The following is a 14,099-nucleotide window of genomic DNA, read 5'->3' as shown; positions in this document are numbered from 1 at the left end:
TGGTGACCTGTCCACGCGCCGCTCGCCGCTTTGTCGGTTACGCGAAGATCCTCCGCCCGGTCGCAGAACGACCGGATGCTGGCGCACGGTACGGCGGGCTGTGGTGATCGCTCTTCCCTGACGACTCCTTGCAAGCAGGTGACAGATTCTTGGGCGATAAGGCAACAAAAAATTATCGAATAGTGATTTTATTTGTTCACCTATTCCCGGCGAGCCTCCCGGTAGCCAGACAGATCGCGCCAGCCCTGCCCGGCGCCCGCGGCAACCGCCGCAAAGGGCGGCGTGACCCATCCCGATGCGAGGGCCGCCAGCCATGTCAGCGCACTTTGCGCCCATGGACGAACTGCCAGGGCGAGGCCATGTCCTCGATCCGGACGGGAACCTCGATCAGGGTCGGTCCGTCGCCCGCAAACGCCGTGGCCAGCGCATCTTGCAGGCCAGCGGGTCCTTCTGCCCGCAGGCCCCGGATGCCGAAACTCTGCGCGAGTTGCACGAAGTCGGGGTTGTGCAGCTCGGAGGCAATGAAACGCTCGCCGTAACTGCGTTCCTGAATGCGACGCACATTGCCGAAATGCCCGTCGGCGAAGACCACCGTGGTCAGCGGGATCTGCTGCTGCGCCAGCACCGAGAGTTCGGGCATGGTGAACAGGAACCCGCCGTCGCCGCTGATCGCCACGACCCGGCGGTCGGGATTGGCGGCCTGCACGCCGATGGCGGTGGCAAAGCCATAGCCCAGCGTGCCCTGATAGCTGGACGAGATGAAGCCATGCGGATGGGTGACGGGAAAGGCATAGCGTGCCACGAAGCCTACCTGGGTCATCTCGTCGACCAGGATGCCATCATCGGGCAGGACCGCCCGGATCGCCCGCAGGTAATCGGTTTGCGGCTGGATGGTCTGCGTCAAGGTCGCGGCGAAGTCAGTGCGCACACGGCGCAATTCCTCCCTGCGGTCGACGGCCTGGAACCCGCGCGCTTCGACAAGCGCCAGCAGCTCGGCCGTGAAATCGGCGGCATCCGCGACGATGCCCAGGCGCGGGGGGCCGCTGCGCACGATCTCGGGATAATCAATATCGACGCGGATGACCGACAGGTCCTTGTCCGTGCCCCATTCCCGCAATTGCGTCATCCGTGTGCCGAGGGCCAGCACGACATCGACATCAGCCCATTGGTCATTCGCCATGGCCGCCGACCAGCTGTAATCCGACGTGTCGGGCACGATCCCGCGTCCCTGCGTGCGGCTGACAACCGGCGCCTGCAGACGTTCGGCCAGACGGGTCAGGTCGGGGCCCGCGTGGCGGGCGCCGCTGCCGACGAGGATCATCGGTTTCTTCGCGGCCATCAGCAGGCTGGCCGCGCTTTCGACAGCCGAGGCATCGACCAGCGGGCGGGCCGGCACCGCCGGGCGGACCTGCGGGGCAAAGACCGCACGCTGCGCCAGCACGTCCGGGGGGACCTCGACGGCGACGGGGCGCGGGCGTCCGCTCATCAACTGGCGGAAAGCCTCGTCCATCACGGCGGGGACTTCGGCAGCCGAGGTCGCGCGGCCATACCACTTCGTCAGCCCGCGCAGATAGCCGGTCTGGTCCGGGATCTCGTGCAGCGCGCCGTTACCGCGGCCGATCTGAGCTGTCGCCACCGTGCTGGTCACGCACAGAACCCGCGCGCCACAGGCATAGGCGGTCGACAGCGCGGCCCCTGCGTTCAGCACGCCTGGCCCCGGAACAACCGCGAAAACGGCGGGTTTCCCGGTCGAGGCTGCGGCTCCCAGCGCCATATAGGCCGCGCCCTGTTCGTGCCGGGTGTGGATCACGCGGATCCCGTTACCCCGGCGATGCAGCGCGTCGAAAAGCTGGTCCAGCTGGACGCCGGGCAAGCCGAAGACCGTGTCCACGTCCCAGCGCTTCAGGCTCTCCACCACCGCATCGCCGCCCGTCAGGCTTTCCACCGCCACATCCGTCCGCATCTTGTTGTTCATTGTCTTGTCCATCGCTTACAGGGTCATCAGCACAGATTTTGTCTGCATGTATTCGAGCAGGCCTTCCTCGCCGAACTCCCGGCCCCAGCCCGATTGCTTGGTGCCGCCAAAGGGTTGGTTGGGGTCGGTGCCGCCGCCGGTGTTGACGCGGATCGTGCCGGCCTCCAGCCGCCGGGCCAGCCCATGGGCCAGGCCGAGGTTCGTGGTCCAGACCGTCGCCGACAGGCCGAAGTCGCTGTCATTGGCGCGCTGGACGGCCTCGTCCAGATCGTTGAAGCGTTCAGCGACCAGCACCGGGCCGAAGATCTCTTCGCGCACGATGCTCATGTCCTGGGTGGTGCCGGTCAGGATCGTCGGTTCGTAGAAATAGCCCTCGCCCTCCCCGCGCGCGCCGCCGGTCAGCAGCTGCGCGCCGCCCGCCATGCCGGATGCGACATAGCCATGCACCCGCTCGCGGTGGCGTTGCGACACCAGCGGGCCGAGTTCGGTCGTCGGCACCTCGCCCGGCCCGCTGCGCATGGCGCGGGCGCGCTGGATGATGCCCTCGGTCACCTGATCGAAGATGTCGGCATGGACATAGAGCCGCGACCCGGCCGCACAGACCTGCCCGGCGTTGTGGAAGATCCCCATCGCCGCAGCGGGGATCGCCTTGGCCAGATCGGCATCGGGCAGGATCAGCGTGGGCGATTTGCCACCCAGCTCCAGCGTCAGCTTCTTCAGATTGCCTGCCGCGGCGGCGATGATCTCTTTGCCGATCTGGGTCGAGCCGGTAAAGGCGACCTTGTCCACGCCGGGATGGCGGGTCAGGGCCGCGCCCACGCTGGCGCCACGCCCGGTGATGACGTTGACCACCCCCGCGGGCAGCCCGCAATCGGCCATCACCTCGGCCAGCCGCAGCGCGGTGAGCGAGGTATCCTCGGCCGGTTTCAGCACCACGGTGCAACCTGCCGCCAGCGCCGGGGCCAGCTTCCATGCCGCCATGAGCAGTGGAAAGTTCCACGGCACGATCGCGGCGACCACGCCCAGCGGTTCGCGCAGCGTATAGGCGAAGGTCTGGCCAGGACGCGAGACCTGCATCGTCTGGCCGGTGATCTTGGTGCACCAGCCTGCGAAGTAACGGAAGGTATCGGCGGCGCCCGGCACGTCGCCGCGCCGCGCCGCCAGCATCGGCTTGCCGTTGTCCAGGCATTCGAGCCGCGCGAATTCGTCGGCATGGGCCTCGATCGCCTCGGCGATGCGCCACAGCAGCTGCCCGCGGGCGTTCGGCTGCAGGCAGGCCCAGTCATTGCGTTCGAAGGCCGCGCGCGCGGCGGCGACGGCCCGGTCGACATCGGTAAGGCTCGCGTCGGCGATGGTCGAGATGACAGCGCCATTGGCGGGATTGATCACATCCAGCCGCGCACCGCCGTCGCTGGGCTGCCAGGCGCCGTCGATGTGCAGACCATGCTCGCGGTTCAGGAAATCGATGCTCATTGTCCGGTGCCCCTTTGATTGAGCCGGTCGGCGGCGGTCCTCGATGCGGCCCAGCGTCTTTCCAGCAAGCCCGCCGCCCGGCCCAGCAGATCGGTGACCGTGTCCGGATCGGCCCGCTCGGGCAGGCCGCAGTCGAAAGGCGGCTCGGGCGCGTATTCAAGGGCCAGTTGCAGGCGCCGGGCAGCAGGGTCGCCCACCAGTCGCGCCGCCAGGGCAAAGCCGAAGTCGATGCCCGCCGTGACGCCGCCGCCGGTCACCCGGTTGCGGTCAAAGACCACGCGCTGGTTGACCGGCTCGGCCCCGAACAGCGGCAGCTGGTCGCGTGACATCCAGTGGCAGGCGGCGCGGTAGCCTTGCAACAGACCCGCGGCCCCCAGGATCAGCGAACCGGTGCAGACCGCCGTGACCCATTGCGCCGCCTGTCCCTGGCGCGCGACGAAACCGATGGTTTCATCGTCAGTCATGACATCGATCTGTCCCGGGCCGCCCGGCACGAAGAGCACATCGACCTGCGGGCAATCGGCGAAGGTCACCGTGGGCCGAATGACCGAGAGCCCCTCGCAGGCGACCAGATCCCGGGTCTTGGCGCAGATCTGCACCTCGCATCCCGCGAGCTTGCCGAAGACCTCCAGCGGGCCGGTGAAATCGAGGTTGGTCGCCTGCTCGAAGGCGACCATGCCAATGACCAGCTTAGCCATGGGAGGCGCCGCTCAGGATCCGGCCGACCGCCGCGCCGACCCGCGCGACATTGCCCCGGTTCAGGCCCGCGACATTCATCCGGCCGCTGCGGCTGAGGTGGATATGCTCGTGCTCGCGCAGGTAATCGACCTGCTCGGGCGTCAGGTCAAGCTGCACGAACATGCCCCGATTGCGGGCGATGAAGCCATAGTCGCGCCCGCCGGTCTGGTTCATCGCCCCTGCCAGGGCTGCGCGGACACCGATCAGGCGTTCGCGCATCAGGGTGACTTCTTCAACCCAGAGCGCGCGCAGTTCTGGATCGCCGAGGATCTGCGCCACCACCGCGGCACCGTGATCCGGCGGCATGGAGTAATTCGCGCGCACCACGGGCAACAGATGCCCCAGCGCCCTGTCGGCCGAGGCTGTGCTCTGGCTCACCAGGGTCAGCGCCCCGACCCGTTCGCGGTAGAGCGCGAAGTTCTTCGAGCAGGAGCTGGCGATCAACAGTTCCGGCTGGGTCTCGGCTAGCAGGCGCAGACCGGCGGCGTCCTCGTCCAGACCCCGGCCAAAGCCCTGGTAGGCGATGTCGACCAGCGGCACCGCTCCGCGCGCCAGCAGGCGGTCGCTGACCTCGGTCCATTGCGCGGCGGTCAGATCGGCGCCGGTCGGGTTCTGGCAGCAGCCATGCACGATGACGATATCGCCCGGACCAATCTGCGCGAGGTCTTCCATCATCAAGCCGAAAGCGACGCCGCCGGTCGCGGCATCGAGGTAGCGGTAGGTCGTCACCTCGTGACCCGCCGCGGCGAAGAGCCCGCGGTGATTGGCCCAGGTCGGATCGGGGATCCACACCCGGCAGTCACCCTTCAGGGCGTGCAGGAAATCCGCGGCAACGCGCAGCGCACCGGTGCCGCCCGGGGTCTGGATGGTCCGCGCACGGGGCAGCGCCGGGTGGTCATCCCCCAGCAGCAGGGCGCGGATATGCCGGTTATAGGCCTCATGCCCGGCAGAGGAGAGATAGGCCTTGCTCGACTGTTCCTTGAGAAGCAGCGCCTCGGCCTGCTTGACGCTTTCCAGCACGGGCGAGCGGCCTTGGTCGTCCATATAGACGCCGATCCCCATATCCACCTTGTCCGGGGCGGGGTCCGCGTTGAAGCGGGCCGCCATTCCCAGGATGGGGTCGGGCGAGGGCGTTTTCAGTCCTTCGAAAAGCAAGGTAACCTCCCAATACGGGCGCGTGCCCGGTCTTCCAGTGGTGAATCAGGCCTCGAGGGGCATCAGGCCCAAGAGGCGCGTCAGGAACCGCTCGCAGGCAGTGAGCTGGTCGAGGTCGATGAATTCGTCGGGGCGATGCGCGTTGGCTATGTCGCCCGGGCCGCAGATCACGGTGCTGATCCCGGCTCGCTGGAAATGCCCGCCCTCAGAGCCGAAATCGACGATCCCGGGCCTGTCGTTTCCCGCAGCCCGGGCGACGCGCCGGGTCCAGGCGGAATCCGGCGGCTCGTTCAGGGCGGGCACGCCGCCGAGATCGGTGAAGGCAATGGCGCAGCCGGGGTCCACAAGGCGCATCTCGGCGAGCAGCCCGTCGGCGAAGTCCCTGATCCGGGCGATCACCGTTTCGGGGTTCGTGTCCGGCAGGTGGCGGATCTGAAAGCGGAACTCGCAATGGCCGGGGATGACATTGACCGCCGTGCCGCCCGCGATGGCGCCGGTGCCGATGGTCGAGAAGGGCACCGCGTAGCCGGGGACGTGTGTCTCGCTCTCGGCAAGGGCCAATCCTTCGAGCCGGATGAACTCGACCAGCCGGCAGGCGACGTGAACGGCGTTGACGCCCTGCGTGGCCAACGAGGAATGAGCCTCCTTCCCGGTCACGAGGCAACGAAAGACTCGCGAACCCTTGTGCCCGGTGATGACCCGCATCGAGGACGGCTCGCCGACCAGGCAGACCTCGGGCGTGATGCCCCGCCGCGCCAGATCCTCGATCAGACGGGGGACGCCCTTGCAGCCGACTTCCTCGTCATAGCTGAGGGCGAGGTGCACGGGCTCTACCCGGGGCGTGGTGGCGATGGCGGGCAAGAGCGCCAGAACGACCCCCAGAAAGCCCTTCATGTCCGCCGTGCCCCGCCCATAAAGACGCGTGCCGCGCTGCGTGGCGGTGAAGGGGTCCGAGGTCCAGTGCGATGGATCGACGCCCACCACATCGGTATGGCCCGACAGTACGATCCCGCCCTTGTCGGGCGCCACGCTGCCATCCCCGGGGTGGATCGTCGCGAAAAGGTTGGCCTTCTGTCCGTCGTCCGAATGCGTCAGGTGGCCGATGATGCCCAGCTCTCCCAGAAGGCCCTGGACCCACTGGAGCAGCGCAAGGTTCGACTCTGTGCTGACCGTGGGGAAGCCGACTAGCCTGGCCACGGCGTCAAGGCTGGCGGCTGACGGCTTCTGTGCCACAGGGGCGGTATCGGCGGGGCGCGTTCTCATGCGAGGAAGGTTGCACGCGGCGAATTGCAGCGCCTGTCAGTTTCATGACATATTCAGACAAACCTGTCTTGATCCAGCAGAGCCCCCATGCCCGCCGAGCCGCATTACCCCCAACGGGACATCATCGTCTTCCTCTACAAGAGGGCGCTTCTGATGAATGTTGCGGGACCGTCGGAAGTCTTCTCGACCGCCAATCTGGAAACCGAGGAATTGCTGCGCCCGACCCCGGGGCGCATGGTCTGGCCCTATCGTTTGCGCTTTGTCTCGGCCGCCGAACGCATGGTCAAACTGTCCTGCGGCGCGGGGATGGAGGCCGAGCCGGTCCCGGATTTCAGCCCGCAAGGCGGCTACACGTTAATCATCCCGGGCGGCCCGGGGTGCCGCGCTGCGACACGGTCCGACGCCGAGGTCACGGCGCTGGCGCCGCTGGTTCTTGGGGCACAGCGGGTTGTCACCATCGGCAGCGGCGTCGGCCTGCTGGCGGCGACAGGGCAACTGGACGGTCGCCAATGCGTGACGCATTGGCGCTATTTCGAGGATATGCGCAGCGATTTCCCCAAGGTTCATTCGCGCGCCGATTCGCTTTATACCCGCGACGGGAAATTCTACAGTTCGGCGGGCGTTTCAGCCGGGATCGATCTGTGCCTGGAACTGGTCGAAGAGGATCTGGGCCAGGACATCGCGAGCCGTACCGCACGCATCCTGGTGGTCTTCGTCCGGCGCACCGCCAGCCAGCCGCAGATCAGCGCCAGTCTGGAAGCACAGGACAGCCTGACGCCGCGCATGCGGCAGGCGGTCGGCTGGCTCAACGACAATTACCACCGCAACATCAAGATTTCGGACATCGCTGCGGTGGTGAACATGAGCGAACGCAATTTCGCCCGGCGCTTCGCCAAGGATCGGGGCTGTTCGCCCGGCGTGTTTCTGGAGCGGATCCGGCTCGATGCGGCGCGCGTGTTGTTTACCGAGACAAACCTGACCATCGCCGCGGTCTCGCGCCGGGTGGGGTTCGCCAGCGCCGAGCATCTGTCGCGCCTCTTCAAGCGCCGCGTCGGCCTGACGCCGGTCGAGTATCGCACTCGCAGCAGGCAGTCAGCGGCGACGGGCTTCAAGAGCCCGGACGCCGACTGACGACAGGGGGCGAGGCGCCTACGCCTGGGCCACGTATTTGGTAATCAGGAAACCGTCGAGCCCCTCGATCCCGCCTTCGGACCCGTGGCCGCTTTCCTTGATTCCGCCAAAAGGAGTTTCCGGCCCGGTCAGGACGCTGAAGTTGATGCCGATCATCCCGGCCTCGATGCGGTCTGCCAGCGCGTTGGCGCGGGCGCCATCGGCGGTGAAGGCATAGGCGGACAGGCCATAGGGCAGGCGGTTGGCCTCGGCGATGACGGCATCCATGTCGGTGAAGCGCTGGGTCACGGCCACGGGACCGAAGGGTTCGGTGTTCATCACCGCGGCGCTGTTGGGCACATCGGTCAGGATCGTCGGCTGCCAGAAGTTCCCGGCGTTGCCCATGCGGGCGCCGCCGGTGCGCAGACTGGCCCCCTTGCCGACCGCGTCTTCGATCAGCACGCCCATTGCCTCTAGCCGCCGACCATTGGCCAGGGGCCCCATCGTCGAGGCCGGGTCGAGGCCATTGCCAATGACGAGGCCACCAGCGATTCGGCCGAAGGCCTCGACGAAGCGGTCATGGATGCTGTCGTGCAGGTAGAACCGCGTCGGCGCGATGCAGATCTGGCCTGCGTTGCGGTATTTGGACCGGGCCATCATCGCGGCGGCCTTGTCGATATCGGCGTCCTCGAACACCAGAACCGGGGCATGGCCGCCCAGCTCCATCGTACTTTTCTTCATCCCGTCGGCGGCCAGGCGCGAGAGGTGCTTGCCGACCATGGTCGAGCCGGTGAACGAGATCTTCTTGATGACCGGCGAGGCGATCAGATACTCGGAAATCTGCGCAGGCACGCCGAAGACGACGTTCAGCACGCCCTTGGGCAGCCCCGCGTCGTCCAGCGCGCGCGCCAGTTCCAGACAGCTTCCCGGCGTCTCTTCCGCCGGTTTGATGATGACCGTGCAACCCGCCGCCAGCGCGGCGCCGAGTTTGCGGGCGGGGATGGTGGTGGGGAAGTTCCAGGGGGTGAAGGCGGCGACGGGGCCGACCGGCTCCTTGAGGACATTCTGACGCACGCTGGGGAATTTCGACGGCACGATCCGGCCATAGGCCCGCCGCGCTTCTTCGGCGAACCAGTCGAAAATGTCGGCGCTCGCCGCGGCTTCGGCCGAGGATTCGGCCAGCACCTTGCCCTGCTCGCTCGTCGAGACATGGCCGATGTACCGCGCCCGTTCGCGCAACAGCATCCCGGCGCGGTGCAAGATCGCGGCGCGGTCAATGGCGGACATCGCGCGCCAGGCGGGAAAGCTGCGGTTGGCCGCGTCCAGGGCGGCGTCCAGGTCGGCCTGGGTGGCGACCGGCAGCCGCGCGATGGGCGCGCCGGTCGCGGGATCGAGCACGGGTATCGTGTCCCGTGACCCGGCCTCGAGCCAGACACCGCCGATGAACAGCTTCGGTTCGGGATAGGTGAAATCCGTCATTCGCCCCCTCCGGACAAGCGCGCAGGGCCGCCTGCCAAGTCTGAATGGTGTTGAACTGCCACGCGTCAGTATTGCGGCAGCGGTCTGCCCAGCATGTTCTCGCGGAACACCCTCTGGCCGGTTTCGTCATAGGCCCAGAAGTTCAGCACCTCGTACTGCCGCCGGGTGTCGAAGGCGGTCTGCCCGGGGAAGATGTGGAACACGTCGGACATGGTGCAGGACCAATGGACCGTCGGCCAGATGCGCTGCAGCGCCAGGTCGGGATAGCGCGCGAGCTTGCTGTCGTCATTCTCCTGCAGCAGCGAAACGATCGCCTCGCTGAGCAGACGCACGTCCCCGACCGCCAGGTTCAGCCCCTTGGCGCCGCTGGGCGGGACCGTGTGGCAGGCGTCCCCCGCCAGCGCCAGCCGCCCGTGGACCATCTTCTCGCAGATGAACCCCCTGAGCCGGACGACCGCCTTGTCGATGATCGGGCCACGGTTCAGCGTCTTGCCGTATTGGTTGGCCAGCCTCAGCGACAACTCGTCCCAGATCTGATCGTCGGACATGCTGGCCATGTCGAAATCGGGCGGCACCTGCAGATAGAGGCGGCTCACGTCGGGGCCGCGCGAGGAACTGACGGCAAGGCCCCGCTCGCTGTGGCAGAAGCCGCGCGTTTCGGTGCTGGTCTTGGCCTCGGCCAGCAGGCCGAACCAGGAGAAGGGAAAAACCTTTTCAAACGAATGCGCATCCGCATCCGGCATGTGTTTGCGCGAAACGCCCCAGAAACCGTCGCATCCCGCGACGAAGTCGCACTCAAGCGTCTGCGCCTCGCCGTTGTGGTCATAGTGGATGACCGGCCTGTCGGTCACATTCTCGATGGCCTTGACCTCGGCGTCGAAGATCAGCGGCAATCCGTCCGCTTCGCGCCGGAGCACGAGGTCTTCGACGATCTTGTTCTGGCCGTAGGTGGTCATCCGCCGCCCGCCTTCACCCGTCATGGGGATCGAGTGGCGCTCGCCCTTCCAGAACAGTTTCATGTCGGCATGCGGCAGTCCCTCGCGGTCCAGCCTCTCGGCCACGCCGTATTTGCGCAGCGTGTCGACGGTGCCTTGCTCCAGCACCCCCGCGCGGATCCGTTTGAGGACATAATCCCGGCTGCGCCGCTCCACAACGACCGCGTCGATGCCGTGGGCTTGCAGGATCCGGCCCAGCAGCAGGCCCGCGGGCCCTGCGCCGATGATCCCCACTTGCGTTTTCATGCGTCGTGTCTCCGGTCATGAATGTCTTGATGGCGCGGTCGGGGCCAAGCTGGCGGGTCAGAGCGCGAGCCCGAAGACGCGCCGCGCATTGCCGCCGAGGATATCGGCCTTCTCGCCGTCGGTGATGAAGTCCAGCCCGCGGATGAAGGGGATGATGTCGTCAAAGGCCTGTCCGGTATCGGGGTTGATCGACGACCCCACGCCGGGCATTTCAGCGCCATAGAGGCAGCGAGAGGGGCCGACGACCTTGACCAGCAGTTCGATCGCCTCACGCGAGTAGAGCACCGTGTCAAAATAGAGTTTGCGCAGCCGGGTCAGGAACCGGGCACCGGACACATCCATGCCCTTGCGCGGCACGCTGGTCGCATCGAAGCGGCCCACCTGATAGGGGATCGCACCGCCGCCATGGCTGACCAGGATCTTCAGATCCGGGAAGTCATCCAGCACCGTCGATTTGCACAGGCCATAGACGGCGGTGGTTTCCTCGTTGATGAAGTGCAGCGAATAGGGCTCGCGGTCCACGAGCCGCGAACTGGCCGAATGGATATGCGCCACGACATCGAGTTCGCACAGCTTTTCATAGAGCGGATACCAGTAGCGGTCGCCCATTGGCGGGGCCTTGCGACCGTTGTTCTCGAACGGGTCGGGGTTCAGCAGGCAGCCTCGAAAGCCGAGCTCCTTCACCGTGCGCTCCAGCTCGGGCAGGCAATGCTCGACCGGGCTGTCGCCGGTCTGCGGCAGCCCGGCGATGCCGGTGAACTTGCCGGGGTATTGCGCACATTCCTGAGCGATCAGGTCATTGGCGGCCTCGGCGTACCAATGCACCAGCTTCTTGGGCTCCTCGGAATGCATCAGCTGGAACGGTCGCGGCGACAGCAACTGATGATCGACGCCCGCCCGCTCCAGACATTCGATATGGCCGTATTCGGCCATTTCGACGCGGGTAAAGGCGCTCTCGATCTCCTGCGCGGTAAAGCTGGGCGCCTTGCGTCCATGCGCGCCGCGATGGGACAGAAGGCTGGCCTTCCACGCCGGCAGCTTGCCCGGAACGGCCATATGCGCATGGCAATCAATAATCATCGCGCGTTTCCTCCCCGCGGGCCCTTGATCTCTGGCTGATTGGTGCTTGTCCGACGGCGGCCCGGCATCATGCGCCCCTGACCCTGTTCAGGATTGACGCCGCATCCCCCTGCGCGGCATCGCCGCGCCAGGCCACATGCTGGTCGGGGCGCACCAGGATCAAGGGAGCGTCATAGAGCGCAGCCGTTGCTGCATCGGGGGTGATGTCGACCACGCCAAGCGGCATCCCGAAGGCGGCGGCGGTGGCGGTAAAGGCCGAAACGTCCTGCGCCGGGTCTTGCCGCAGCAGCGTGTAGCCCTTGCCGAAGGTATCGTAGAGCGAGCGCCCGTCCGGCAGGAAGAAATGCGGCACCCGGCAGCCAGGTACCGTCGAGGGTGTGTAGTCGGCCATCGAATAGACCGGCGGCTGCGCGCCATCGGGCAGGATCACCGGCGAGGCATCGTAGAAATACCCGTAGTTCAGCCCCTCCGCGCAATATTGCTGGACGTTCAGCGCATAGGTTTCGTGCCCCATGCGCCCGCGCGCGGCCTCGCCCTCGGGCGTCGGATCCTCCAGTTCAGCGGGCACGGCACTGCGCATCGCCGCCAGCTTGATGCAATGGTCCATTGCGAAGCGGCTCACCTGTTCGGTGATCGCGCCCCGCTCGGCGACATAGGCATCCAGCAGCCGTGGACCGCCCCAGCCCTGGATGACTGCGCCCAGAATCCAGCCCAGGTCGAAGGCATCGGCGATTCCGGCATTCATGCCATAGCCTGCGTACGGCACCCAGAGATGGGCGGAATCGCCGGCCAGAAACACCCGGCGGTCGCGCATCTTGTCGGTGACAAGGCGGCGGCCGAACCAATCTTCGATGTTGAGGATCTCATACGCGAACTCCGGCCCGACGCCAAAGATTTCGCGGATGCAGTGATCCCGGTCGACCGCGGCGAAATCGGGCTCGGAGTCGCGCAGGTAGTTATGGACCAGCCACAGCTCCTTGCCGTCGATGGCGTAGATATTGCCGCTGCGCCGCGGGTTGAGCGAGAACATGCACCAGCAGGGCGGAACCTGCATCGCTTCGATCAGGCCAGGGGCGCGCAGATAGGTCGATTGCACCCTTTGCAGCACCGCGTCGCCTTCGAGCCGCGCGCCGATCGCCTTGCGCACCTGCGAGCCGCCGCCGTCGCATCCGGCCAGATACTGGGCCTGCACGGTGAACTCGGCCCCTGTCGCGGGTTTGATCCGGGCGCTGACAGTGCTGTCATCCTGGCTGAAGTCGAGCATCTCATGCTCGAAAAGCAGCGTGACCTCGGGGCGCTGCATCGCCGCGTCGATCATCAGCGGCTCGAGGTAGATCTGGTTCATCCGGTGCGGGGGTTCGGCGGTCGCCCATCGGGAATCCACGCCGGTGTCGCGCTCGGTCTTGCGGTCGCCCCGGGCGGCAATCCTGATCCGCGACAATTCCTGGCCCGTGGTCGTCGTGCGGTAGGAGACATCCTGCGGATAATCCTCCGGCAGGCCCGCTTGGCGCACGGTATCGGCCAGGCCATGGCGGCGGAAGAACTCCATCGAGCGCGAGGCAATGTGGTTGCAGCGCACCGTCACAAAGCCGCCCCGGGGCCGCCGTTCAACCACCACCGAGCGGACGCCCTGATACGCAAGCTCAAGGGCAAGGCTGAGTCCGACAGGGCCGGCCCCGACGATCAAGACATCGGCTTTCATGTGATTCCTCCGGCCCGGGGCCAATGATTGACAGGTTAAGGAGCGGCGAATTGATTGCAAGAATTTTCTTATAGTGAGAAATTTTCTTGCATACCTTTTGGCGTTCCGCACCACCCGCCCACGACGCAAGACCCCTGTTCCAACGCCGGATCAGGGGGCGCTCGGTCGTTGCGAGGGGGTCAGCCCAGGGTCAGGACCACATCGCCATCGACCACAGCGACTGGCACCGGCCGAAGGCGGGTCTTGGTATCGACGGCGTGGATTCCGGTCAGCAGATCGAACTCGAAACCGTGCCAGGGGCAGACGATCATCCGGCTGCTGCGATCCAGTGTCAGGCCGGGGCTCTTGCCCGTGGCCGCGTCAACGGCCTGCAGCGTGCGGGCGACGGTCTTTCCCTGGCAGACAGGGCCGCCCGAATGCGGGCAGGTGTTGTGCCAGGCGCGGATCTCGTCGCCGAGGAAGTAGACACCGACCGACTGCCCGTCGATATCCAGCACCACGCGCTCTTTCGTGCGCAGGCCCTCATAGGTGCCGATGGAGACCTGACGTGGCGGTGTGTTGGCCTTGGTCATCCCACCCTCCGATACCAGATCGCCAGATCAAAGAGGTTGATGTCGGTGACCTCCATCAAGGCCTTGATGAGGACCACGCTCTGCGTCGCGTTCAGCCGGTCCGGCGGCACCGCAAGTGTGGTGCCCGGATCGCGGTCCATCCGGTCGGAAAACAGCCGGGCCGCCGCGGCGACCAGATCCGACAACGCCTCTTCGTCCAGCCGCCCCGATTGCCGGGTGGCGCAGATCCGGTCGGTCACGTCCGTCAGTTCGCCGATCAGCGCCCTCAGCCGCGGCAGATCGTCCTGCGTGGTTTCGATGGTCTCGCTCAT

General features: G+C 66.5%; 12 protein-coding genes. 1 reads left to right on the top strand and 11 read right to left on the bottom strand.

What is annotated here, in order from left to right; translation table 11 throughout:
* Positions 1–316 precede the first annotated feature (316 nt).
* From DDE23_RS10270 to argE, 5 genes are read right to left on the bottom strand one after another with little or no spacing between them, the layout of a single operon-like run.
* Positions 317–1,975 carry a thiamine pyrophosphate-dependent enzyme gene (locus DDE23_RS10270; protein WP_202863244.1) on the bottom strand — a complete coding sequence of 553 codons (1,659 nt, stop codon included), beginning with the start codon at positions 1,973–1,975 and terminating at the stop codon, positions 317–319.
* Positions 1,976–1,990: 15 nt separating this feature from the next.
* The gene (locus DDE23_RS10265) at positions 1,991–3,448 is read right to left on the bottom strand and encodes an aldehyde dehydrogenase family protein (protein WP_192883720.1); all 1,458 of its coding nucleotides are present in this window, start codon (positions 3,446–3,448) and stop codon (positions 1,991–1,993) included.
* Positions 3,445–4,146 carry a DJ-1/PfpI family protein gene (locus DDE23_RS10260; RefSeq protein ID WP_107751180.1) on the bottom strand — a complete coding sequence of 234 codons (702 nt, stop codon included), beginning with the start codon at positions 4,144–4,146 and terminating at the stop codon, positions 3,445–3,447. Before DDE23_RS10260 ends, DDE23_RS10265 begins: the two co-directional genes overlap by 4 nt.
* The gene (locus tag DDE23_RS10255) at positions 4,139–5,341 is read right to left on the bottom strand and encodes an amino acid aminotransferase (protein ID WP_202863243.1); all 1,203 of its coding nucleotides are present in this window, start codon (positions 5,339–5,341) and stop codon (positions 4,139–4,141) included. The genes DDE23_RS10260 and DDE23_RS10255 overlap by 8 nt, the downstream gene beginning before the upstream one ends.
* Positions 5,342–5,386: 45 nt before the next feature.
* The gene (gene argE / locus DDE23_RS10250; protein WP_107751178.1) at positions 5,387–6,604 is read right to left on the bottom strand and encodes an acetylornithine deacetylase; all 1,218 of its coding nucleotides are present in this window, start codon (positions 6,602–6,604) and stop codon (positions 5,387–5,389) included.
* Between the two features lie 87 nt (positions 6,605–6,691).
* Between argE and DDE23_RS10245 the strand changes: the two genes are divergently transcribed.
* Positions 6,692–7,735: a GlxA family transcriptional regulator gene (locus DDE23_RS10245; RefSeq protein WP_107751177.1), complete on the top strand. Its 1,044-nt coding sequence runs from the start codon at positions 6,692–6,694 to the stop codon at positions 7,733–7,735.
* Positions 7,736–7,753: 18 nt separating this feature from the next.
* Here the strand turns inward: DDE23_RS10245 and DDE23_RS10240 are convergent, their stop codons facing one another.
* The 6 genes from DDE23_RS10240 to DDE23_RS10215 all read right to left on the bottom strand — a co-directional run bounded on the left by DDE23_RS10240 (position 7,754) and on the right by DDE23_RS10215 (position 14,099).
* A complete protein-coding gene (locus tag DDE23_RS10240; protein WP_107751176.1) occupies positions 7,754–9,193 on the bottom strand; it encodes an NAD-dependent succinate-semialdehyde dehydrogenase in 1,440 nt (479 codons plus the stop codon).
* 65 nt (positions 9,194–9,258) lie between these two features.
* Positions 9,259–10,434, bottom strand: a complete 1,176-nt coding sequence (locus DDE23_RS10235; RefSeq protein WP_107751175.1) for a 4-hydroxybenzoate 3-monooxygenase — start codon at positions 10,432–10,434, stop codon at positions 9,259–9,261.
* A 57-nt stretch (positions 10,435–10,491) separates the two neighbouring features.
* Entirely contained in the window at positions 10,492–11,514 is a 1,023-nt protein-coding gene (locus DDE23_RS10230; RefSeq protein WP_107751174.1) for an amidohydrolase family protein, read from the bottom strand.
* Positions 11,515–11,581: 67 nt separating this feature from the next.
* Positions 11,582–13,216: an FAD-dependent oxidoreductase gene (locus DDE23_RS10225; RefSeq protein ID WP_107751173.1), complete on the bottom strand. Its 1,635-nt coding sequence runs from the start codon at positions 13,214–13,216 to the stop codon at positions 11,582–11,584.
* 179 nt (positions 13,217–13,395) lie between these two features.
* The gene (locus tag DDE23_RS10220; RefSeq protein ID WP_107751172.1) at positions 13,396–13,788 is read right to left on the bottom strand and encodes a Rieske (2Fe-2S) protein; all 393 of its coding nucleotides are present in this window, start codon (positions 13,786–13,788) and stop codon (positions 13,396–13,398) included.
* Positions 13,785–14,099, bottom strand: coding sequence for a hypothetical protein (locus DDE23_RS10215; RefSeq protein ID WP_107751171.1), 315 nt, complete (start codon positions 14,097–14,099; stop codon positions 13,785–13,787). Before DDE23_RS10215 ends, DDE23_RS10220 begins: the two co-directional genes overlap by 4 nt.

This window comes from Pararhodobacter aggregans (assembly GCF_003075525.1).
Lineage (GTDB): Bacteria > Pseudomonadota > Alphaproteobacteria > Rhodobacterales > Rhodobacteraceae > Pararhodobacter > Pararhodobacter aggregans.
This window is presented reverse-complemented; position numbering and strand designations above follow the sequence as displayed.